We start from the raw sequence: 21,691 nt of genomic DNA, 5'->3' as shown, positions 1-21,691 counted from the left end.
TATGCATGACCTGAAAGAATTTTTACTCGACAAGGGATATGTGAGGATCAAACTAAAAAAAACCATCACAAATCATTTTGAAATAAATGCCAGGATCAATGGCATCAAGGGCACTTTTATTCTTGATACTGGAGCCTCCAAATCATGCGTAGGAACTGATGACATCGCTTTTTTTAATCTTGAAACGAAAGACTCTGAACACAAAGCAAGCGGAGCCGGACCCAGTGAAATAGACACCTTGATATCAACCAAAAACAGCATTGCTATTGGCAAATTCAAACTGAAAAAGATTTCATTGATTTTAATCGATTTAAGCCACATCAATAAGGCCCTTGAAAATCAAGAGGCCGGCCCGGTCAAAGGAATTATAGGTGCTGATATTCTTCACAAGGGAAAGGCCATCATTGACTACAATAAAAAGTACCTATATTTATTGAACAAAAAGAAAGGATCATGAGCAGCCAAGATAACAGATATGGTTTAAGAGGGGTTTCGGCTCAAAAAGAGGATGTACACAAAGCGATCAAAAATGTAAACAAGGGTCTTTTTCCAAAGGCTTTTTGTAAAATCGTACCGGACCATTTAACTCATGACGATGATTATTGCCTTGTGATGCACGCTGACGGAGCAGGAACAAAATCATCCCTCGCCTATATGTACTGGAAGGAAACGGGAGACATCTCTGTGTGGAAAGGAATTGCCCAGGATGCCTTGATCATGAATATAGATGACCTTTTATGCGTTGGCGCCACTCAAAACATTATCCTTTCTTCTACGATAGGAAGAAATAAGAACCTCATTCCTGGTGAGGTAATTTCTGCCATTATAAATGGCACCGAAGAATTGCTCAAGGAACTCAATGAATTTGGGGTAAAAATTTATTCGACAGGTGGTGAAACTGCTGATGTCGGGGATTTGGTAAGGACCATCATTGTTGACTCCACAGTTACGGCCAGGCTTAAAAGGAAAGACGTAATTGACAATGCAAATATAGTTGATGGTGACGTCATTGTAGGGCTTGCTTCATTTGGACAGGCCACTTACGAAAAAGAGTACAACGGGGGAATGGGAAGTAACGGGCTAACAAGTGCGCGTCATGACGTTTTCTCGAAATATCTTGCCGAAAAGTATCCTGAAAGTTTTGACCATGCGGTTCCGTCAGACCTTGTCTATTCAGGAAATATAAAACTTACAGAACGGGTGGAAGGCGTATCAATTGATGCCGGGAAATTGGTGCTCTCTCCTACGAGAACCTATGCCCCGATCATTATTAAAATGCTTGAAAAACACAGGCAAAAGATTCATGGTATGGTGCATTGCAGCGGTGGGGCACAGACCAAAATTCTTCATTTTATTGATGACCTCCACATCATAAAAGATAATTTATTCGAAGTACCACCATTGTTCAAATTAATTCAGGAACAATCCCAAACCAGTTGGAGGGAAATGTATCAGGTTTTTAACTGCGGCCATCGAATGGAATTGTATGTACCTGAAGACATCGCGAATGACCTGATTGAAATTTCACGTTCATTTGGTGTAGAGGCCCAGATTGTGGGCCGGGTTAAAAAGTCACCATCAAAAAAACTTACCATCAAAGGCCCTTACGGGGATTTTGAATATTCTTAAGGATTTTACGGTTATATATTTTGAGTTGGTTATCCCTGTATTTTAGGCATAATACGGGCCGCCTCTCAGAGCTGTACGAAAGAATATCAGTGCTCCGGAATAGAGAAGTGATCAACGCGCTTCCTGTTTCTGAAGAAACTTTACAGGAATTGAAGAAGTTCCGCCCAACCGTGATAAAGTGAATTCGTCAATTTTTGGGTCCGGAATACGCTCATGATTTAAAAATTCGATATTTATCCCCTTGCTATCATGAGAATCCTGGCTGCAATCATATAAAATTTATGATTAATTTGTACTTTTACCCCACCCCATCATTTATCAAACTATAAAAGACAGGCCCAGGCTAAAATTTTGAAAAAAGGCATTAAACGTTTTATATTTTATTTCACATCGATAGCATTCGTGATGAGCTGTTCCACAAAAAAGGACAGTTTTATCCATCGAACTAATCACGCGATGTCGGCTAAATTCAATATTCTACATAATGGCAATATTGCATTCGAGGAAGCAAAAAAAGAGCTTGATGCCTCCTATGAAGACAATTTTTGGGAAAGACTTCCTATAGAACCCCTGAAAATAGAAGAAGATTTTATTCCCTTACCTGGTCAAACTGTCGATGACAACAGCGAGGCTCAAGGTTTTGATAAAGCAGAAGAAAAAGCTGTAAAAACCATTCAAAAGCATTCGATGGTCATAGATGGATTTGAAAAAAATAATCAGATCGATGAAGCCTATTTACTCTTGGGAAAATCAAGGTATTATTTACAGAGGTTTATTCCGGCTCTTGAGGCTTTTACTTTTAGCATTGAAAATTATCCAAATGCAGACCTTTACAGGGAAACCAAAATATGGAAAGCCAAGACTCATATCAGGCTGCAGAATGAAAAACTTGCCCTTGAAACGCTTAGTTTAGTATTGCGGAATATTGAGCTAACCGAAGAAGAATACGAGAAAGCACATACTGCCATGGCCATGGCCTATACACAGTTAGATAGCACACATCTGGTGGTGGATCATTTAAAAAAGGCTACTTTTTATATGACGGACCCCAACCAAGGTCCGAGAAATTTGTTTATCCTCGGGCAAATCTACAGGGAACAGCAAAAGATCGATTCATCCAACATGGTTTTTGAATCGCTCGGTTATCTCAAACATGTACCTCAAAAATATAAAGTACACGGAGCTATTGAACGGGCCAAGAATTATTCAGAGGCCGATAGTACCAGCATTGTTTTGTATACCCTTGAGGATCTTATCAAGAACAGGGATAACAGAGCCTATTTAGATGAATTGTATTATCAGGCAGGCCTGATTGCACTGAAAAATGAAAATTTCGAGCAGGCCCGCGGCTTATTTGAATTGTCTGTTGTCCACAACACCTCAAAGCCCTATCAAAAAAGCCTTTCTTACGAAAGCCTGGGAAATTTTTATTTTGACAAAACCAGTTTTGAAATGGCAGGAGCCTATTACGACAGTGTATTGCAAATTCCAATAGACCAGAATACAAAGCGCATCAGAAGGCTCATCAGAAAAAGGGAAAGTCTCAACGACGTGATCTTCTATGAAAACATTGCCAGGAAAAGTGATAGTATCCTTAGTCTTGTCACTATGTCTGAAGGAGAAAGAGATCTCTATTTTAAGGCATATATCGAGGAGCTCAAGGCCCGGTATGAAACCGAGAGGATACTTAATGAACAGAACAATGCCAATATCGGGCTGGGAGATATGGCTTTGACAAATACCAGCTCAAATGATGGGGGTACATTTTATTTTTATAACCCGCAAGTAGTAGGGATCGGCAAACAACAGTTCAAAAATAAATACGGCAATATTCCTTTAGGGGATTTTTGGTTAGTCGCTCAAAACGTTGGTCTGAGCTCTGATATTTTTGTCAAGGAAACCAAGGTGGAGCTGGACACAAGCCTTCTCTTTAAGACGGCATACTATACAGATCAGATTCCAAAAAGTGAAAAGGTTATAGACAGCCTGCATGATGTGAGGAACGATGCTTATTACAATCTTGGATTGATATACAAAGAACAATTCAGTGAATATGAAATCGCCGCTTTGGATTTTGAAAGATTTCTGGAAAATGAACCTAAAGAGAACCTGGTTTTGCCTGTAAAATATCATTTGTACAAAACCTATGCCTTTTTTAACACAGATATGAGCAATAAATACCGTGATGAAATCGTTACTGATTATCCGGATTCTCGTTATGCCGAAATGATCAAAAACCCGAATAATGTTTTAGATGATGCCAATGACGACAACAGTCCGGAATTTATGTACCGAACCGCCTTCGTTTGCTATGAAGAAGAAGATTTTGATTATGCACTTAGAACCGTTAATGAAGGGCTTGAGCTTTTCAAAGGGCTTGAAATTGAAGCGAAATTCGAGCTGCTTAAGGCTTATGTCATATATAAGACTATAGGAGAAGAGGAATTTAGAGAAAAATTAAATGAAATCATATTGAATTACCCCAATACCGAAGAAAGTGATCATGCAGAGGAAGCGCTTGTTAAATTATCAGGATTGAAAGAAAAATTACAACAAAACTAAAACTATATTATTATGTTCAACGAAAAAAAAGAAAGTCCGAATCCAGTTGGAGAACGTAACATTATCGCTAAAAACACTTCACTTGTGGGAGATATAAAATCCGACGGGGATTTTAGGGTAGATGGAAAAATAGAAGGCACCATTAAAACCAGTGGAAGGGTTGTTATTGGTAAAGAAGGGTTCGTTTCAGGAACCATCGAATGTACAAATGCCGATATTGAAGGTTCATTTTCTGGAAAACTTATTGTAGATCAGGTCCTTTCTTTAAAAAATACTGCAGACATTAGCGGAGACGTTGTAATGGGTAAATTATCCGTAGAACCGGGGGCAGCATTCAATGCCACCTGCGCCATGAAAGGTTCTGTCAAAGTGATGCCAAATGACTCAGAAAAAACCAAAAAAACAGCTTAACAAATATATTGTCCTTACAGGTATAGGCCTGCAAATGGGTATAACTATATACCTTTTTGCGCATTTGGGCAAATGGCTGGACGCAAGATATACTGAGAATAATGCCTACACTATTGTATTGACATTACTTGGAATTACCATATCATTTTACAGCCTTTTAAGACAAATCAAAAACCTTGATAACTAAGTGAGCATGAGTTCATTTTTGAAATTTACTTTGTTTCTCATCATTGCTCTGCTGCTTGTCTTTTTGATCCATGTTTTTGTACTGCATCAACTCAATGTGCCTGTTTTTGATAATCGAATCATAGCAGCGTATCTTGTAAATTGTGCTTTAGCCATAGGCATATACCTTGCACTTTTACTTTTAAAAACAAAAATGTCAGAGCAATTAGGTTTTCTATACATGGCCGGAAGCTTTGTGAAATTTCTCTTCTTTTTCATCTTTTTTTACCCTTACTATAAACTTGATGGAAGGCTTGACTCATATGAATTCGCAGCATTTTTTATACCTTATGTTATCAGTCTGATTTTCGAAACTTTCGGAGTCATCAAATTTCTGAAAAAATAAGGTTTTATTTATAATCTATCCAAATAAATATATTACATTTGCACCGATTTTTTAAGCCAATATAATTTGTTAAAGATGCAAAGTAAGTTTTTAGTAAAATTCCTTACAATCACAGTTTTAGTATTTAGCTTTCACCTTAATGCACAGCACGAAGAGCACGAAGGTACACCGGAACAAATTGATAGAAAAACAGAAATCAAGGAAAGTATTAATCATCACATTCAAGATTCCCACGATTTTATACTCTTTAGTGATACTGAGAAAAACAAGCAGTATGGTTTTTCTCTTCCCGTTATCCTTATTGACGAAGGCTTTCACTTGTTTTCATCTTCTAAGTTTCATCATGGAGAATCGGTTGCCGAAAGCAATGGGAATTTCTACAGATTATACCATAATAAAATTTACAAGACGGATGCTGAAGGTACTTTAAATTTTGACGACGACCATCATCCAACGAATATCAAACCTCTTGATTTTTCAATTACAAAAAGTGTATTGATGATCATGGTTACCGGTATCTTGATGTTGCTTCTTTTTACCGGATTGGCCAGATCTTTTGGCAAAGGTCCGATAGCCAAGGGAGCAGGAAGGTTTTTTGAACCTATCGTTGTTTATATCAGAGATGAGATCGCCATTCCTAACATTGGTGAAAAACATTATAAAAAATACATGAGTTTCTTATTGACCGTATTCTTTTTTGTATGGTTTTTGAACCTCTTCGGACTTACCCCTTTGGGTATCAATGTAACAGGTAATATTGCCGTGACTTTTGCTCTTGCCATGTTAACCTTTTTGATCACTCAATTTTCAGGAAATAAAAACTATTGGAAACACATATTCTGGATGCCCGGAGTACCGGTTCCGATGAAAATCATATTAGCTCCTATAGAATTGTTGGGAGTATTTATTAAACCTTTTGCCCTGATGATTCGTTTGTATGCGAACATTATGGCCGGACACATCGTATTGATGAGTTTGGTAGGTTTGATCTTTGTATTTCGAAATTGGATAGGAAGCAGTCTTTCATTTGTACTTGCTTTTGCGATTTCCATGATTGAATTATTAGTTGCCTTGTTACAGGCTTATATCTTCACCATGCTTTCTGCCTTATATTTTGGATTTGCTGTTGAAGAACACGAGCATGATGAAGCACATTAAGTATTGAATGTTTAATTTTTAATTATATATATATTATGGAGATTCCAGCTATTGTAGGTGCAGGATTGGTTGTAATTGGTGCCGGTATCGGTATCGGTAGAATTGGCGGTTCAGCAATGGACGCTATTGCTCGTCAACCTGAAGCTACAGGTAAAATTCAAACAGCGATGTTGATTGCAGCGGCGCTTATTGAAGGTATTGGATTTGCTGCTTTATTCGCAGTTTAATCTTAATCATTAACAATAGCTATAACGGTTGGTTATAGCTATTGTTTTCAAAAACAATATTAATATTTACAAAATAAACACATGGAGAAATTAATCAACGATTTTTCATTTGGACTTTTTTTCTGGCAAATGATTCTTTTTGTTCTTTTGCTTTTTTTACTGAAAAAATATGCCTGGAAGCCAATTTTGGATGCATTAAACAGCAGAGAAGAAGGAATACAAAACGCTTTAGACGAAGCTGATAAAGCTCGTCAGGAAATGGTTGATCTCAAATCCAGCAACGAACAAATCTTAAAAGAAGCAAGAGCTGAAAGAGATGGTATGTTAAAAGATGCCAGAATGATTAAAGAGAAAATGATCACTGAGGCAAAAGATGAGGCAAAAACACAATCGAATTATATTATTGAACAAGCCAGGCAAACCATAGAAAACGAAAAACTTGCCGCCATCACTGAATTAAAAAACCAAGTGGCTGAGTTATCAATTGGAATCGCCGAAAACATCATGCAGGACGAATTGTCAAACAAAGGCAAACAGGTGAAGTTGATTGAAAAAATGTTAGAAGAAGCTAAGTTAAAATAGCAACATGGTAGGAACTAGAGCAGCATTAAGATACGCTAAGGCAACATTAAACCTCGCAAAAGAAAAAGGGTTTGCAAAAGAGGTAAATGACGACATGATATTAATCCAGTCAACGATTGAAGAGAATCACGACCTGGAAGTAATGTTAAAAAGCCCTGTGATCAAAGCAAAAGCAAAAAAAGCAGTCCTTACTGAGATCTTCGAAAAAAAAGTAAACGGGATCACCATGGGTCTTTTAAACCTTTTGATTGAAAACAAGAGACCTGCCCTTTTAATTTTAGTAGCGAAAGAATACATCATCATATATGATTTCCTGAAGGGAATTGAAGTAGCTCAGATCACATCCGCAGTTCCTTTAACGAAAGAACTTGAAACCGAAATTCTTAAAAAAATTGAAGAATCCATCGGCAAGGAAATTTCTATGAATAATATAATAGACCCTTCCATAATTGGGGGATTCATCTTGAGAATTGGAGATAAACAGTATGATTCAAGTGTATCATCTAGATTAAAAGACCTGCTTTCTCAATTTGAAGATAATCAATATGTACCTAAAATCTAATTAAGATAATAACTAGTAAAAATGGCAACAATAAAACCGGCTGAAGTATCAGCAATTTTAAAAGAACAACTAACGGGATTTGAAGGTAAAGCTTCCCTGACTGAAATAGGAACTGTATTGCAAATAGGTGATGGTATTGCCAGAATCTATGGATTATCTAATGTGCAGTATGGAGAACTTGTGGTTTTTGAAGGCGGACTTGAAGGTATCGTTCTTAACCTGGAAGAAGATAATGTCGGAGTAGTATTATTAGGTGAGTCAACTGCTATCCGAGAAGGTGCAACGGTAAAACGTACCGAAAGAATTGCTTCGATCAATGTAGGTGAAGGAATCCTTGGAAGGGTTGTAAATACTTTGGGTGAACCCATTGATGGTAAAGGACCTATTGAAGGAGAAACTTTTGAAATGCCATTAGAGAGAAAAGCACCAGGGGTAATTTTCAGGGAACCGGTAACCGAGCCTTTACAGACAGGATTGAAATCGGTGGATGCCATGATTCCTATCGGTCGAGGGCAACGTGAATTGATCATCGGTGACCGTCAAACAGGTAAGTCTACGGTTGCAATTGATACCATTCTAAATCAGAAAAAATTTTATGATGCGGGTGAACCGGTATATTGTATCTATGTGGCCATTGGTCAAAAAGGTTCTACAGTAGCAGGAATTGCTAAAAACCTTGAAGAAAAAGGAGCTATGGCTTATACTACTATTGTTGCAGCCAACGCATCTGATGTCGCTCCAATGCAGTTTTACGCACCATTTGCAGGAGCAGCTATCGGAGAATACTTCAGAGATACAGGCAGACCTGCTCTTATCATCTATGATGACCTTTCAAAACAAGCTGTAGCCTATCGTGAGGTTTCTTTGTTATTAAGAAGACCTCCGGGACGTGAGGCATATCCGGGTGACGTATTCTATTTACACTCAAGACTTCTTGAAAGAGCTGCAAAAGTGATCAATGATGATGCAATTGCTTCTCAAATGAATGACGTACCTCCTTCTTTACAAGGAAAAGTAAAAGGTGGTGGTTCATTAACAGCTCTTCCTATTATTGAAACTCAGGCTGGTGACGTATCTGCTTATATTCCAACCAACGTAATTTCTATTACCGATGGTCAGATATTCCTTACATCAGATTTGTTTAACTCTGGTGTTAGACCGGCGATTGATGTGGGTATTTCTGTATCGCGTGTAGGTGGTAACGCCCAGATCAAATCAATGAAAAAGGTTGCAGGTACTTTAAAACTTGACCAAGCTCAGTACCGTGAACTTGAAGCTTTCGCAAAATTTGGTTCAGACCTTGATGCTGCCACGCTTAACGTGATTGAAAAAGGAAAAAGAAATGTTGAGATATTGAAACAAGCTCAAAATGATCCTTTTGCAGTCGAAGATCAGATTGCTATCATTTATGCAGGTTCCAAGGATTTATTGAGAAAAGTTCCTGTTGAAAAAGTAAAAGAATTTGAAAAAGATTACCTTGAATTCTTACGTGCTAAGTACAGCGAAATACTTGAAACATTAAAAGCAGGTAAATTAACCGATGAAGTTACTGATACATTAGAAAAAGTAGCTAAAGAAATATCTGCAAAATACGAGTAAAAGATTAAAGTTTTGAATTCAGCACACGGAGTTCTAAATGTACAATTATATAGAGAATGGCAAATTTAAAAGAAATACGTAACAGAATCTCGTCTATTGGGTCAACCATGAAGATCACCAGTGCCATGAAAATGGTATCTGCTGCAAAGTTGAAAAAAGCCCAGGATGCGATTGTGCAAATGCGTCCTTATTCTAATAAATTAACCGAGTTATTGCAAAACCTAAGTGCCACGCTCGACAGTGATGACGGCGGGGAATTCACCGAGAAGAGAGATATTCAAAAGGTATTGATTGTAGCGATAACCTCTAACAGGGGTTTATGCGGTGGTTTTAACTCAGCAGTCATCAAAGAGACGGCTCGTTTGGCCAAAAACAAATATGCCGGTAAAGATGTTTCGATACTTACTATTGGTAAGAAAGGAAATGATATACTATCAAAAACTTTCACCATTTATAGCTTTGAAAGTCATCTTTTTGACGATCTGAGTTTTGAAAATACAGCACCTTTTGCGGAGGATCTCATGGATCAATTTGCCAAAGGAAATTTTGACCGCATTGACCTGGTATACAACAGGTTTAAAAATGCTGCCACTCAGATTGTTACCCAGGAGCAATATTTACCGATTGTTGCGGGAGAAGAGACTGACCAGGCTGATGCTGATTATATTTTTGAACCTAATAAAGCAGATATCGTAAAAGGATTGATCCCAAAGTCTTTGAAAATGCAATTGTACAAGGCCATAAGAGACTCATATGCCTCAGAACACGGAGCCAGGATGACTGCAATGCATAAGGCCACTGATAATGCGACTGAGCTTAGAGACGACTTATTGCTTGTATACAACAAAGCACGTCAGGCATCGATCACTAATGAGATTCTTGAGATCGTTGGTGGTGCCGAAGCGCTGAATAATTAAACAAAAAAGACCATAAAAAAAACTCCAAAGACATCTTTGGAGTTTTTTTTATCCCTGGATTTATTGCTATTGAGGAACTTTTACCAAGGAACCAAAATGAATTGCATTCATAAATAATTTATTGGTTCCGTACCAGGCTCCTCTAAAGTTAGGGTTATCAGCAAAAAGTATAATCCTCCCCTTGCCTCTTTTACTCACCACTATGGATGCTGCCCCCTTCATAATCTCGAGATTCTCCTTACTGATGTATCCGTCTATATGAGGTTCCTCCAGATACTTTCCAACTGTCGAATAAGGGTTCTTGCTCGGGGCTAACCAAACTCGGTTATTCTTATAAACGGGAACCTTTCTGCTGTGATAGCCATAGGCAATCGGATGGGTAATATCGAGGTCAATCCCAAAAATAGCACCTCCGATATTGTGCTTTTCAATACTGCCTATAGCTTTGTTATAATTACTCCGACCGGCATGAGAAAGGGTATCCGTGTTCGATGAAATAAGTGTTTCCTCTGCAATTTTTTGATTAATTACCCAGCTGCTTCCCTTGGCAGTTGCAATCAGCGTGTTTCCATCTCCCACCCACTGGGCAAGCCGCTCTTTTTGAATTTTGTCGAGAAGCCCATAATTTCCGGAGACCATGATGATAACATTATACCTGTAAATATCCGTGAGGTAAAGTCTCCTTTCAGGAACTTTAACCAATGGGATTTTCATTCTGTTCTCAAATAAATGCCATACTTCTCCTGCTTCATAAGAACTCACAGTTCCTTCAACCAGCATCATGGCATTGGGTTTCTTCAACGTTTGAAAACTGTGGCTTCCCAACCCGTTTCCCCTGCTGGTCATTCCACCTGCTGCAGGGTAGGCCTGTATCCCGAATTCATGGCTCGCTTCCTTGACCCGTTCGTAAACACTTTCCTTATCGACATCAAACTGATCTTGTACCGGCACCATTAAGGTCCCTCTTCGAAAATCCATCTCTTTACCGTCTATATTGACAGAAAAGGCCTTGTTGGCAACCTTAACAACCAGGCCATGATCCTGCAGATCATACAGAAGGCCGGGAGCGTAATAATCATCATAAGGAATGAGGTAGGCATAATCACTTTTTTCAAGCTTATACAGATGAACAAGATTTGTATCTGCTGTAACTTTTTTTCCCCTTTCAGGTAATTTTGAAACCGGTTGGTATTTCATATTGTAGAAATTAACCAATGACCAGGCAGAAGTATCGTAGAATACACTGTCTTTATACGACTTAAAAGTCTCAAATAATGACTGAACCAAATAATACTGTTTTTGACTGGTAGGAACCACATAAGAAAATCCCTTCTTAAAGCTGGTGTTGTTCACTTTCAGGTCTCTGGAAACAGGGTAAGCTTCAATTTGATGCTGAAGTAATACATCGAGAAATTCCTTATTGCGGTTCCTGTCGTATGGGTCGCCAAAGACATAACCTTTGATGCTGGAGGCATTTGCTTTTTTTAGTGAATTCCTGAAAAAATCGTTTTGATACTTATACAGGAGTTCCTTATTCGCAATGGCCGCCTTAAGTGTTGCTATACTTGACACGTAATGGTTCCTGATTGTAAATGCAAATGAAATTTCACCTGTTGGTGTTTCCTGTAAATGACCTCTCGAACTTGCCTGCTCAAACAACAGGGCCAAAGAACCCTGAAGGTCCATATACGTGGATCCGTAGCCCGGATAGGTTGAATCATACACTTCGTCTGTGAAGTAAAATGAGCCTATTTGATCAAGGTCGGCAGCAAACTGATCTGCGAAGACCTTATTGAGCACATCTCTGTTTTCAGAGGGCGTAATGGGGTTTAAGGAAGCTGATTTATTCTTTGGTTCAAAGAAATATGTGCTGCCGGATCCCATTTCATGAAAATCGGTCACGACATTCGGATACCAGTTGTGATACCATTTTAACCTTCCCCTTGATTCAGGGTTTACCCCCAGCAGGAGATCCCTGTTTAAATCAAACCAGTAATGATTTGTCCTGCCTCCTGGCCAGCCTTCGTTGTGCTCGATATCAAACTTGTCGGCAATCAAAGGTTGTCCCCTGTAACTATTTGCCCAATTGCTGTGCCGGTCTCTTCCGTCAGGGTTAATAGTTGGATCAAGAAAAACAATAACTTCATCAAGATATTTTTTTACTTCCTCACATTCTGAAGCCACTAAAGTATAGGCGATCAGCATCGCTGCTTCGGTACTTGAGGGTTCGTTGCCATGAACCCCGTAAGCAAGGTTAATGAACAAGGGCAGCTCTTTAAAATCACTAACCTGAATTTCAGGATTGACAACTTCAAGGTGTTTGCTTTTAATTTTCTCCAAATTTTCAAGATTTGACGGACTGGCAATTTGAAGCATTAACAACTTCCTGTTTTCATGTGTTTTACCATAAACCTGAACGGATGCCCTGTCTGAAAACTCCGCGAGAGTATACATATAAGCCACAACCAAATCATGGCGCGTATGATATTCCCCAATTGGATAACCTAAAAATTCTTCCGGACTGGGAATTGATTGGTTAAAAGGTTTATACGATTCGAAATAGTAATCCTGAGCCAATGCCGGTATATGGACCAGAACCAATAGCCAAATGATAAGCCTGCAGTATATTTGTTTCATTTAGTTTTTTTTAAAATTAAGGATCTTTTAATAATTCAGTTCCCATATTTTTGTAAAAAATACGTGAAATGATGAAAGTTCTGTTTTTAGATACAAATCACCCTTATTTATTGGAAGGACTAATGAATTTGAATTTCGAGTGCGATGAAGATTATACTTCATCCAGGTCGGAGGTTGAAGGCAAGATTCATTTGTATGACGGACTGATCATCAGAAGCCGATTTACCATTGACAGGGAATTTATAAAAAAAGCAAGCAAGCTTAAATTTATTGGCAGGGTCGGTGCCGGTCTGGAAAATATTGATGTTGATTTTGCTGAACAGCAAGGGATTCATCTTATTGCAGCTCCGGAAGGAAACAAAAATGCTGTGGGAGAACATGCCCTGGGCATGATACTGGCGCTTTTCAACAAATTGATAAAAGCTGACAGTGAGATCAGGAGAGGAGTCTGGCTAAGAGAAGACAATCGGGGAATTGAGCTGGAAGGCAAGACGATAGGACTTATTGGCTATGGCAATATGGGAAAAGCCTTTGCTAAAAAGTTAAAGGGTTTTGACAGTGAAGTTATTTGTTATGATATCAAACCTGATGTTGGGGATGCAAACGCCCGACAGGTAAGCCTTAAGGAACTTTTCGAGAAAACAGAAGTACTGAGCTTGCATACCCCTCAAACTGAGTTAACAAACGGCATGGTCAACGAAGGGTTCCTGAAAAAATTTGAGCACAATATATATTTGATCAATACAGCCAGAGGCTCGGCGGTGGTTACGAAAGACTTGGTAAGTTCATTAGCATCAGGAAAAGTTCTTGGTGCCTGCCTGGATGTACTGGAATATGAAAAAGCTTCTTTTGAAAACTTTTTCTCCAAAGAAAATACCTTACCTGAAGATTTTCAATATTTGATCAGTTCAGATAAGGTAATTTTAAGTCCTCATGTGGCCGGATGGACTGTAGAATCAAAACTTAAACTGGCAGAAACCATTGTCCACAAAGTTGCCGCCATGTTAGATCAGCACAATTCAATAAAATAGTGCAGGAGATCCGTAGTGGTAATGATCCCCACCAGTTTGTCATTTTCTACAACCGGTAAGGAATGAAATTCTTTACTGGCCAGTAACTTTGAAACCTCCAGAATAGTGGTTTGAGGGCTTGCTGTTAAAGGTTTTTTAATCATCAAGTCTTTGATGTCTAGCATATTATATATGGGCGTATCTTCAGTGCCTTCCTTGCCATAGGCATCGATAAAACTTACACGTTGAAGATCGGACAAACTAATAAGTCCAATAAGTTTATCGCCCTGTACAACTGGCATATGCCTAATATGGTTCTTTTTCATTCTCTTTTCTGCTGAATAAAGCGTATCATCCAATGTCAGAGTAACAAGCTCTTTCGTCATGATACTTGATATAGGTTCATTTTTTTTCATACAACATGGCCTTTAAAACTATTATAAAGTACACATAAATATCCCAGAAATAAAATGATTTAAATCATGGTCAACTGAATTTCAATCCTAAGCTGAAGCTTTAAGAGGCCTTTCTAGGTCCGCCTGTCTTTCTCTTTCTCCAATAATTATTCTTTCCACCACTACCCTTTGACTTTGAAGCAGGTTTGGGTTTTCTTTTGTGACCGTGTTTGCGTTCAGGTTGGAAAGATTCATTTTCGAGGTTATCATTAATAAAAGGATGATCGTGAATTACAGAGACCCTGGTATCTATCAATTTTTCAATATCCTTTAAATAGGGTCTTTCAGAAGCATCGCAAAAGGAAATAGCCATACCGCTCGAACCCGCTCTTCCGGTTCTTCCAATTCTATGCACATATGATTCTGGCACATTCGGCAGATCATAGTTTACGACAAATGACAGTTCATCAATATCTATGCCCCTCGCCGCTATATCTGTAGCCACTAAGATTTTAATCTTCCCTTTTTTAAAAGTATCAAGTGCAAGTTCACGTGCTTTCTGTGATTTGTTACCGTGAATTGCAGCGCATTCAAACCCATCTCTCAATAATAATTTAACGATTTTATTTGCACCGTGTTTGGTTCTGGAAAAAACCAAAACCGAATCCATTTCATGCTCTTGCAATAAATGAATCAAGAGATTGATCTTGTTCCCTTTTGTAACAAAATACAAGGATTGCTCAACCTTTTCAGCCGTTGTCTGTTCAGGCTGTACGGTTACTCTTTCAGGGTTTCCCAATATCTGTTTTGACAAGGCCACAATCTTTGGGTGCATTGTAGCTGAGAAAAACAACGACTGCCTTTGTTTGGGCAATAAGGCTATAACCTTTTTAATGTCATGAATAAAGCCCATATCAAGCATCTGGTCAGCCTCATCTAAAACAAAATATTCCACATCTCTTAAACTAATCTGTTTCTGATTGATAAGGTCTAAAAGACGGCCGGGTGTTGCCACCAATATATCTATCCCTTTTCGTAAAGCATCTACCTGCGCCCTTTGCTTGACCCCGCCAAAAATCACGGTGTTCTTTAAATTTGTGTATTTTCCGTATACTTTAAAACTTTCTCCTATTTGGGTTGCCAGTTCCCGGGTTGGGGTTACAATCAATGCCTTTATTCTTCGCCTTCCCTTGGGCTCATGATGAGGCCTGCTCAAATGCTGAAGTATAGGAATTGCAAATGCTGCAGTTTTGCCTGTACCGGTTTGCGCACATCCTAAAAGGTCTCTTCCTTTTAATAAAATGGGGATCGATTGTTGTTGTATCGGGGTTGGCTTTTCGTATCCTTGTTCCTCCAGAGTCCGGAGGATAGCAGGAATAAGCCCTAATTCTTTGAAAGTCATATATTTTATAAAAGTTGCAAAGATACCTCCTTTTCTTGGATAATATGGATTTTCCTTTTTTTAGTGCATTTATTGCATATCAACTGGAGATTTTTCAAATCATCAATATCTTGATTTCCTTGCTTCTCTCTATTATAAACAAAGGGCCTGTTTCTTTCAAAGGAAACATTCTGGTTAAATATTCAGCATGTGCGGCTTATTCCAACTGTGCCTTCCGGGAATTCATATAATAAACACCCATAAAGACAAGGCTTAAAGCAATGAGAATCCCGGATATCACAAAATACAATTGTGATTGGCTAAAATAATCCAAAAATGGCAAAAGCAAGAGAGGGGATAAAAACTGTCCCAAAAACCAAAATGTGGTCAAACGCCCTATTTCCCGCCCTCGGATTTCAGGAGGTGCGAGCTGCATAACCCATATATTGGCATTTGGAATCATAATTCCCATTCCAAGCCCGGCGAACAACATGCCTAACATAACCATAAAATAAGAATGGCCGGCAGCAATAAAAGCAAAGGCTACAGCCATTAAAAAATACCCCAAAGCAAATATTTGGTGGAAAGAAAATTTATCCTTTATCCTGGAGTATGAAAATGCTGCAACCGCCGAGAAAAAGGTACTGGAGGCAATCGCTAATCCAATCATCGAATTCTTCTCGACACCAAGATCTTTTAAATAGAAGGGTATCTGTATGGGTATAATAAAAAACAATATCCACATCAACATGACATTGATAAACACAAACCAAATAATTGCAGGAGACTTAATACCTGTTTGTGACTCTTGTGCTTTTAAATCTCGCTTTGGCTCCTTTAAGTACAGGTAACAAAAAGGCAATATCAAGAGAGAGAAGAAGTAAATCAGAAAGGGAGCGCGCCAGCTTATATCTGCCAGGATTCCACCCAATGTGATAAAAACAATTCCGCCAATCGACATGACTGCAATCTGTAATCCGGCAAATTTTTGCCTTGACTTGCCCTGATAATAATCGGCGACCAGCGTTGTAACGATTGTCATGGAAATTCCAACAGACACTCCTAAAACGGCCCTTCCTGCAAGGATGAGATACAGGTTGTCGAGCCAGTATCCTGAAACACCGCCTAAGGCGTATAAAACCAATGAAATGCCCAATAATCTGAGCCTTCCAAATTTGTCGATGAACATTCCGGCTACAATCGCGCTTAAGGCAATGAACAAACCAGGAAAAGACAAAACAAGTTTTACAAGTTTAGGTCCGTTTGGCACGTCAGAAAAGGCCTTGGTCATATCCGGCAAGGAAGCGGAAATCGTAATCATTGACATAATTGTTAAGCTACTTACCAAAAGTAAAACCACTTTGACCTGCCTGCTTTCCACATCCATACTCTAAACTCTTATTCATTAATAATATACTTCAAAACCAACTCCAATAGCTTGTCAGAATGATTCTCTAAACCATATTCCCCTTCATCAGTTCTGCCAGCATGGTTTTAAAATTTTCTTTTTTATTTAAATGTGGTAATGGGTCCTTGGGAACCGGTTTATCCAAAAATTTACACAAAGGCTCCCAACCTTCGCGAACATCGTATACCAAAAGACGGTCTGCAGGAACTTTCGATTTTACTTCTTCAATGTGTTCATACCATACTTTTTCGGCAAATTCCTTATCTAAAAACCGGCCCTGAAACTGAATATCCCAAACTTGTCTTTTTACGAATTTGATGCATTGAACTACTTTTCTGATCCTTGGATTGGTAAGTATCCTTATCAACATTTTGATTTTTTCTCCTGCAGTCTGAGGGCCAGCCTGCCAAACCGTTGAATAGGCACTTTTGTACCAATCTTCAAAATCTCTTACGGTAAGTATAACCTTGGCATCGGGATAATGATTCATGTGCTCCACATACCAAGGATAGCTGGGGAAATCAACAGTAGCCTCGTAACCCTCATACAGTCCTTCCCAATCTGTGTCATGTGTTTCTTCAAGTTTCAACCAATAATGCAACATATCCGGATTTACAAGAAGTTCTTTCATGTGATAGGTTTTGGAATATCCCAGAATTTCCAATGATCTTTTAAGTGTGGTTGTTCCCGTTCTGGGAAAGCCCGCACCAATTACTTTTATAGGCATATTTAAAATTATTTAATTGTTATTTATCATGAATTAATGTGTCGTGTCTTGAGCAGACTGCGGGGGTGGCGGTGGCGGGGGTACATATACAAATGGTTCGGGCTGAGGAGAAATCGGGGATAAATCTTTTCCTTCAAATGCAGGATAATCCGGCATAAAATGCGTACTTCTGAATTGAGCATACATAAATGATCCCACTGGCTGTGCAGGGGAACCATCAGGCAATTTATAATTATCCATATAAGGATTCCAATATTCCCAAACAATTTCCCCACTGGAAGTAATTTCAAAAAATCGCCCCTTTGCTCCGGATGTAATATATGTATTTCCATTTTTTAGTCGATGTGCCCCGGAAACAAATGGAGAATAAAATGAGTATTTATCAGGTGCCATATAGCTCCATACGGGCTCGGATGGTCCAAATGAACCTGTTTCAGGCAAAACATAGGATCCGTTTTCATCAGTTTCGGGAGCCAGTTCAAAAATGGCACTGTAATTACCAAAATTTTCAACTGAAATTTGAGGGTCCTGCTGATAGGGGTTCATTAATTCGGGAAAAATGGAGGGCATTTTATTATCCGGGTTTTCAATATCATTGTTGAACACTGTTAAATGGCCCTCTCCGGGAAAGCCTTTTGGAATCCACTTTACATCGTGCTGACCGAATAATTTGCGATCTTCCTTTTGACCCCTGGCATAATTTTGTGAATTTCCATAGCGATATAACAGATCTCCTCCATGACCCCATCTTCCTCCGGTACTTCCTTTTGCCTGCTCAGTTGAGGTGCTGTGATCAATAATAAATATCTCACTGTAATGAGGGGAGCTGATAACAATCTGATCCAGATCTGCATTATAGGCTACGGCATTGCAATGTGTGATATCAGATCCTCGATTGTCTAGCGTTGCGTTTGAAGTAACAAAACCCAGCTTTTTCATATGTACCAGTTGTTCATCAGTCAAAGGGGGTTGAGATTCATCGTGTATATTGATATTAATTTTTCTCGGATGATCTGCTATAACTCCAAAATTGTTTTTTGCCTCATCAAAATCCTGCACAAGATGATCCCATATGGACCATTCCCAGACGATTTTTCCACCTTCGGCACCGGTTGGTTTAATCTCTATGATTTTATCCGGCCAAACTCCGGCATTTGGCACATATTCAGGATTCATTCCTGCTTCGATAGCTTCTTCTTTGGTTTTCGCATCATATGAAATGGCAAGAATATTTCCATTAGGCATGATCTCTATGTCATGATGGATTAATTCTTTTTCATTGGCAAGTTCAAAATCCCAAATTTGATTACCTTCCCAATCATATTCCCTGATTCTTCCCGACTGGCCACCAGCGGCAAAGGTTGGAAAATCAATGTCACGCTCAAGCCTTATAAGATGGCCATTTTCAAGTAAATAAGACTGCATTGAATTTAATTCACAGCTCCATTGATGAACAATCTCACCATTGGAATTCATGAGATAAGTCTTTGTGCTAGCCGACGGCTGAAACAACACCATCCCTGTCGTTGCGGATTCTGTATTTAAAATCAACCCTCTTTTCGCTGACAAGCCGGTTATACTCCTTTTTACATCATTATCCCCCTGAATAATTTCAGTTGGTTGATCGTTATTTTTAAGGGGTTGATCCTTTGAGCAGGAAAAAATCAGGAAGAAAAGTGCAAGAGCGAATATCAGTCGATATGTCATAAATTAAGTTTGATAAACGAGAACTTAAATAGACATTTATTTTCCGTCAAATGCAACAAATCAGTGACGAAACTACCTTATTAGTTTCCCAAGGGATACTTTTAGTTATCAAAGTAAAATACAGAAGTTGAGAATAAGTATAACCGATCTTTCTGAATGATTTCGGGAATTTGTCATTTATCCTTTTGCCAGGAAGAAATTAAGTTGTGATTTCTTCCTTTGACTCAAGAGCTATTGATCATAAAATCTATATTTTGAAATCTATATCCAGCCTTATCCTGTTTCCATTTTCCAAAGATGCGCCATATGGGACAAGCTGCTCAACCATAAAATATCGAATCTTGAGCTGAAGCCTTTTCGTGATCTTGTATCCGGACATTATTTCAAGCCCCTTAAAATTTGTTAAACGCCCATCCCTTGTATTCCCTTGTGCGCTATAGTCCCATCTGACCCAATCATTCTGGGCTATAAAATCTACGGCTGAATAACGTTCCAGATAGGTAAAAAAAGCTCCAAGTACAAAATCTCCTTTTTTAGAAAAATCACCATAAACAACGCTTGTGACCAAACCTGATTTTTGATTCTTTAAGGCGTCGGGTATGTAAGTATTGTCATCATAATTTTGCAGGTTTCGGTATAAGTCCAATCCAAGGGTGATTCTTGGATGTTCAAGAACCAGGGCTTTTGATCCCAATTGAAATATTGAATAGTTAAAACGATATGATTCATTTCCGTCCGGAATATCCGGCATATGATTAAAAAAATAAAAAGTCGGAAATATACTTAACCTCTTATTCCAATGGTAAGTAGTGACCTGAACTATCCCGATTAAGCTTTTATCATTAAAAGTTCCGTAACTATTTAACATGGTAAAGATTCCTCCCGAATATGCGATATCATCGATCCAATTGGCATCTATCGCTTGCCATGAACTCAGGTACAGTCCGTCTATGGCCACATGATCGCTCCAGAACAATTCGTTTTGCTTTTCAAAGGGGAAGGTATTTCTGCCTAACCATCCATCGAAGGACTTCAGTCTGACCCTAAAATACAATTTATCCATACCTATCGGTACAGACTCAAATTCATGATATCCGTCACCAATAGTTAAATTCGGATCCTGCTGTTTTTGGTAATACCCTGTCCTGAACCTAATACCAAATGATGCCCAGTGATTGGGTGAATAATTAAGTCCTGCTCTAACCCGAAATCGCATCCTAAACCTGTCTTCACGGTAAGACCCATCCGATTTTTTCGAATTCCAGTCCTGTTCGAATCTAAATTTGGCATCCCCCGAAAACTTTATTTTTTTTTGCCCCGAATGCTCCTGTGATATCAAGGTGCTGTAAACCAAAAGCGAAAACAACAAAGAAGCTGATAATGACTTTAAGGAGATTTTCATATACTGGAGTGAGTGTATCTTCTTCAAACAAACTTAAGTGAATAAAAGTACGAGGTTAATGATATATATCATAGCGAGAGGTGCTAAAGAATTAATTAAAATACAGACCATTGATTAGATATGCCAGGCAGATATCAGGCCCCTACTGTGAGGTGCATTTTACCTGTTGAAGACTTATGTAAATGAATTTTAAGGATTAACTCCGTTGATCCTGAATAAGATCCATCTTGAGAAAAAACATCCGTCACATTAACTCGTGACGTGTTTTTATTTTTCGATCTATTTCACAGAATACCAGGATTAACTCCGTTGATCCTGAATAAGATCCATCTCGAGAAAAAACATCCGTCACATTAACTCGTGACGTGTTTTTATTTTTCGATCGCTTTTACAAAATACCAGGATTAACTCCGTTGATCCTGAATAGGCTCCATGTCGAGAAAGAAAACCACATCAGGCTTAGGCCTGATGGTGTTTTTTATTTGTCAAAATCTTACACCAGTAAACTGGTGACGATTTTTCCAAATAAAAAACCCTTCGCAACGCGAAGGGTTTTCTTTCATCTGTGACCCCGACAGGGTTATAGCTTATAGAGTATCTGACTTATTACCAGTAAATTAAATATCCAAATTCTTTCATGGTCTCGAATTGGGCACCATTGTTAAACTTTCATTAAATATACAGAATTCAGATTTAAATCCTTTCTGTAAATGTTTGAGACAACCGAATAGGTAACTTTTCTAAAACGCTAAATAAATACAGGATTTTATAAGTTTAGTTCGACCCTTATATGTAGATAAGGCTCG

General features: G+C 38.6%; 20 protein-coding genes. 13 read left to right on the top strand and 7 right to left on the bottom strand.

The annotated features are described in order from the left end of the window. Position 1: 1 nt before the first annotated feature. The 12 genes from AABB81_RS15985 (at position 2) to atpG (ending at position 10,218) form a co-directional block, all read left to right on the top strand. Positions 2-457 (top strand): retropepsin-like aspartic protease family protein, encoded by a 456-nt coding sequence (locus AABB81_RS15985; protein WP_342161568.1) that lies wholly within the window; start codon positions 2-4, stop codon positions 455-457. Next, a complete protein-coding gene (locus AABB81_RS15980; RefSeq protein WP_342161567.1) occupies positions 454-1,629 on the top strand; it encodes an AIR synthase related protein in 1,176 nt (391 codons plus the stop codon). Before AABB81_RS15985 ends, AABB81_RS15980 begins: the two co-directional genes overlap by 4 nt. Before the next feature lie 405 nt (positions 1,630-2,034). Next, on the top strand, positions 2,035-4,191 hold the full coding sequence (gene porW / locus AABB81_RS15975) for a type IX secretion system periplasmic lipoprotein PorW/SprE (RefSeq protein WP_342161566.1): 2,157 nt from the start codon (positions 2,035-2,037) through the stop codon (positions 4,189-4,191). A 12-nt stretch (positions 4,192-4,203) separates the two neighbouring features. After that, entirely contained in the window at positions 4,204-4,602 is a 399-nt protein-coding gene (locus AABB81_RS15970; protein WP_342161565.1) for a bactofilin family protein, read from the top strand. Beyond that, a complete protein-coding gene (locus tag AABB81_RS15965; RefSeq protein WP_342161564.1) occupies positions 4,571-4,789 on the top strand; it encodes an AtpZ/AtpI family protein in 219 nt (72 codons plus the stop codon). The genes AABB81_RS15970 and AABB81_RS15965 overlap by 32 nt, the downstream gene beginning before the upstream one ends. A 6-nt stretch (positions 4,790-4,795) precedes the next feature. Further along, positions 4,796-5,173, top strand: a complete 378-nt coding sequence (locus AABB81_RS15960) for a DUF6168 family protein (protein ID WP_342161563.1) — start codon at positions 4,796-4,798, stop codon at positions 5,171-5,173. A gap of 75 nt (positions 5,174-5,248) precedes the next feature. Then, the gene (gene atpB / locus AABB81_RS15955; protein ID WP_342161562.1) at positions 5,249-6,331 is read left to right on the top strand and encodes a F0F1 ATP synthase subunit A; all 1,083 of its coding nucleotides are present in this window, start codon (positions 5,249-5,251) and stop codon (positions 6,329-6,331) included. A 35-nt stretch (positions 6,332-6,366) separates the two neighbouring features. Then, positions 6,367-6,558, top strand: coding sequence for an ATP synthase F0 subunit C (atpE, locus tag AABB81_RS15950; RefSeq protein ID WP_142784445.1), 192 nt, complete (start codon positions 6,367-6,369; stop codon positions 6,556-6,558). A gap of 81 nt (positions 6,559-6,639) precedes the next feature. Beyond that, a complete protein-coding gene (locus AABB81_RS15945; RefSeq protein ID WP_342161561.1) occupies positions 6,640-7,140 on the top strand; it encodes a F0F1 ATP synthase subunit B in 501 nt (166 codons plus the stop codon). A gap of 4 nt (positions 7,141-7,144) precedes the next feature. Next, complete coding sequence (atpH, locus tag AABB81_RS15940; protein ID WP_342161560.1) at positions 7,145-7,702, top strand: ATP synthase F1 subunit delta; 558 nt, start codon at positions 7,145-7,147, stop codon at positions 7,700-7,702. 21 nt (positions 7,703-7,723) lie between these two features. Then, entirely contained in the window at positions 7,724-9,301 is a 1,578-nt protein-coding gene (gene atpA, locus AABB81_RS15935; RefSeq protein WP_342161559.1) for a F0F1 ATP synthase subunit alpha, read from the top strand. Positions 9,302-9,357: 56 nt separating this feature from the next. Beyond that, the gene (gene atpG, locus AABB81_RS15930; RefSeq protein WP_342161558.1) at positions 9,358-10,218 is read left to right on the top strand and encodes an ATP synthase F1 subunit gamma; all 861 of its coding nucleotides are present in this window, start codon (positions 9,358-9,360) and stop codon (positions 10,216-10,218) included. 66 nt (positions 10,219-10,284) lie between these two features. On the opposite strand, the gene AABB81_RS15925 is transcribed toward atpG, so the two are convergent. After that, the gene (locus tag AABB81_RS15925; RefSeq protein ID WP_342161557.1) at positions 10,285-12,855 is read right to left on the bottom strand and encodes a M14 family zinc carboxypeptidase; all 2,571 of its coding nucleotides are present in this window, start codon (positions 12,853-12,855) and stop codon (positions 10,285-10,287) included. A 71-nt stretch (positions 12,856-12,926) separates the two neighbouring features. On the opposite strand from AABB81_RS15925, the gene AABB81_RS15920 reads away from it, so the two are divergent. After that, positions 12,927-13,886, top strand: coding sequence for a 2-hydroxyacid dehydrogenase (locus tag AABB81_RS15920; RefSeq protein ID WP_342161586.1), 960 nt, complete (start codon positions 12,927-12,929; stop codon positions 13,884-13,886). Here the strand turns inward: AABB81_RS15920 and AABB81_RS15915 are convergent. From AABB81_RS15915 to AABB81_RS15890, 6 genes are all read right to left on the bottom strand, one after another. Beyond that, entirely contained in the window at positions 13,865-14,281 is a 417-nt protein-coding gene (locus AABB81_RS15915; protein ID WP_342161556.1) for a CBS domain-containing protein, read from the bottom strand. The genes AABB81_RS15920 and AABB81_RS15915 overlap by 22 nt on opposite strands. 100 nt (positions 14,282-14,381) lie before the next feature. Next, on the bottom strand, positions 14,382-15,662 hold the full coding sequence (locus AABB81_RS15910; protein ID WP_342161555.1) for a DEAD/DEAH box helicase: 1,281 nt from the start codon (positions 15,660-15,662) through the stop codon (positions 14,382-14,384). 196 nt (positions 15,663-15,858) lie between these two features. Next, positions 15,859-16,962: an MFS transporter gene (locus tag AABB81_RS15905; RefSeq protein WP_425287351.1), complete on the bottom strand. Its 1,104-nt coding sequence runs from the start codon at positions 16,960-16,962 to the stop codon at positions 15,859-15,861. Positions 16,963-17,095: 133 nt separating this feature from the next. Further along, positions 17,096-17,776: a sulfotransferase family protein gene (locus AABB81_RS15900; protein ID WP_342161553.1), complete on the bottom strand. Its 681-nt coding sequence runs from the start codon at positions 17,774-17,776 to the stop codon at positions 17,096-17,098. A gap of 33 nt (positions 17,777-17,809) precedes the next feature. Beyond that, positions 17,810-19,483, bottom strand: a complete 1,674-nt coding sequence (locus AABB81_RS15895) for an aryl-sulfate sulfotransferase (RefSeq protein ID WP_342161552.1) — start codon at positions 19,481-19,483, stop codon at positions 17,810-17,812. A gap of 247 nt (positions 19,484-19,730) precedes the next feature. Next, complete coding sequence (locus tag AABB81_RS15890) at positions 19,731-20,885, bottom strand: putative porin (protein ID WP_342161551.1); 1,155 nt, start codon at positions 20,883-20,885, stop codon at positions 19,731-19,733. Positions 20,886-21,691 lie beyond the last annotated feature (806 nt).

It is taken from the genome of Lutimonas vermicola, from assembly GCF_038433205.1.
Taxonomy (GTDB): Bacteria; Bacteroidota; Bacteroidia; order Flavobacteriales; family Flavobacteriaceae; genus Lutimonas; species Lutimonas vermicola.
Note: the sequence above shows the minus strand (reverse complement) of the source record. Positions and strands in the feature narration are given on the sequence as shown.

Coding starts and splice junctions, on each gene's coding strand:
- AABB81_RS15985 (WP_342161568.1), top strand. CDS start 2: ATGCATGACCTGAAAGAATTTTTACTCGACAAGGGATATGTGAGGATC.
- AABB81_RS15980 (WP_342161567.1), top strand. CDS start 454: ATGAGCAGCCAAGATAACAGATATGGTTTAAGAGGGGTTTCGGCTCAA.
- porW (WP_342161566.1), top strand. CDS start 2,035: ATGAGCTGTTCCACAAAAAAGGACAGTTTTATCCATCGAACTAATCAC.
- AABB81_RS15970 (WP_342161565.1), top strand. CDS start 4,204: ATGTTCAACGAAAAAAAAGAAAGTCCGAATCCAGTTGGAGAACGTAAC.
- AABB81_RS15965 (WP_342161564.1), top strand. CDS start 4,571: ATGACTCAGAAAAAACCAAAAAAACAGCTTAACAAATATATTGTCCTT.
- AABB81_RS15960 (WP_342161563.1), top strand. CDS start 4,796: ATGAGTTCATTTTTGAAATTTACTTTGTTTCTCATCATTGCTCTGCTG.
- atpB (WP_342161562.1), top strand. CDS start 5,249: ATGCAAAGTAAGTTTTTAGTAAAATTCCTTACAATCACAGTTTTAGTA.
- atpE (WP_142784445.1), top strand. CDS start 6,367: ATGGAGATTCCAGCTATTGTAGGTGCAGGATTGGTTGTAATTGGTGCC.
- AABB81_RS15945 (WP_342161561.1), top strand. CDS start 6,640: ATGGAGAAATTAATCAACGATTTTTCATTTGGACTTTTTTTCTGGCAA.
- atpH (WP_342161560.1), top strand. CDS start 7,145: ATGGTAGGAACTAGAGCAGCATTAAGATACGCTAAGGCAACATTAAAC.
- atpA (WP_342161559.1), top strand. CDS start 7,724: ATGGCAACAATAAAACCGGCTGAAGTATCAGCAATTTTAAAAGAACAA.
- atpG (WP_342161558.1), top strand. CDS start 9,358: ATGGCAAATTTAAAAGAAATACGTAACAGAATCTCGTCTATTGGGTCA.
- AABB81_RS15925 (WP_342161557.1), bottom strand. CDS start 12,855: ATGAAACAAATATACTGCAGGCTTATCATTTGGCTATTGGTTCTGGTC.
- AABB81_RS15920 (WP_342161586.1), top strand. CDS start 12,927: ATGAAAGTTCTGTTTTTAGATACAAATCACCCTTATTTATTGGAAGGA.
- AABB81_RS15915 (WP_342161556.1), bottom strand. CDS start 14,281: ATGAAAAAAAATGAACCTATATCAAGTATCATGACGAAAGAGCTTGTT.
- AABB81_RS15910 (WP_342161555.1), bottom strand. CDS start 15,662: ATGACTTTCAAAGAATTAGGGCTTATTCCTGCTATCCTCCGGACTCTG.
- AABB81_RS15905 (WP_425287351.1), bottom strand. CDS start 16,962: ATGATTACGATTTCCGCTTCCTTGCCGGATATGACCAAGGCCTTTTCT.
- AABB81_RS15900 (WP_342161553.1), bottom strand. CDS start 17,776: ATGCCTATAAAAGTAATTGGTGCGGGCTTTCCCAGAACGGGAACAACC.
- AABB81_RS15895 (WP_342161552.1), bottom strand. CDS start 19,483: ATGACATATCGACTGATATTCGCTCTTGCACTTTTCTTCCTGATTTTT.
- AABB81_RS15890 (WP_342161551.1), bottom strand. CDS start 20,885: ATGAAAATCTCCTTAAAGTCATTATCAGCTTCTTTGTTGTTTTCGCTT.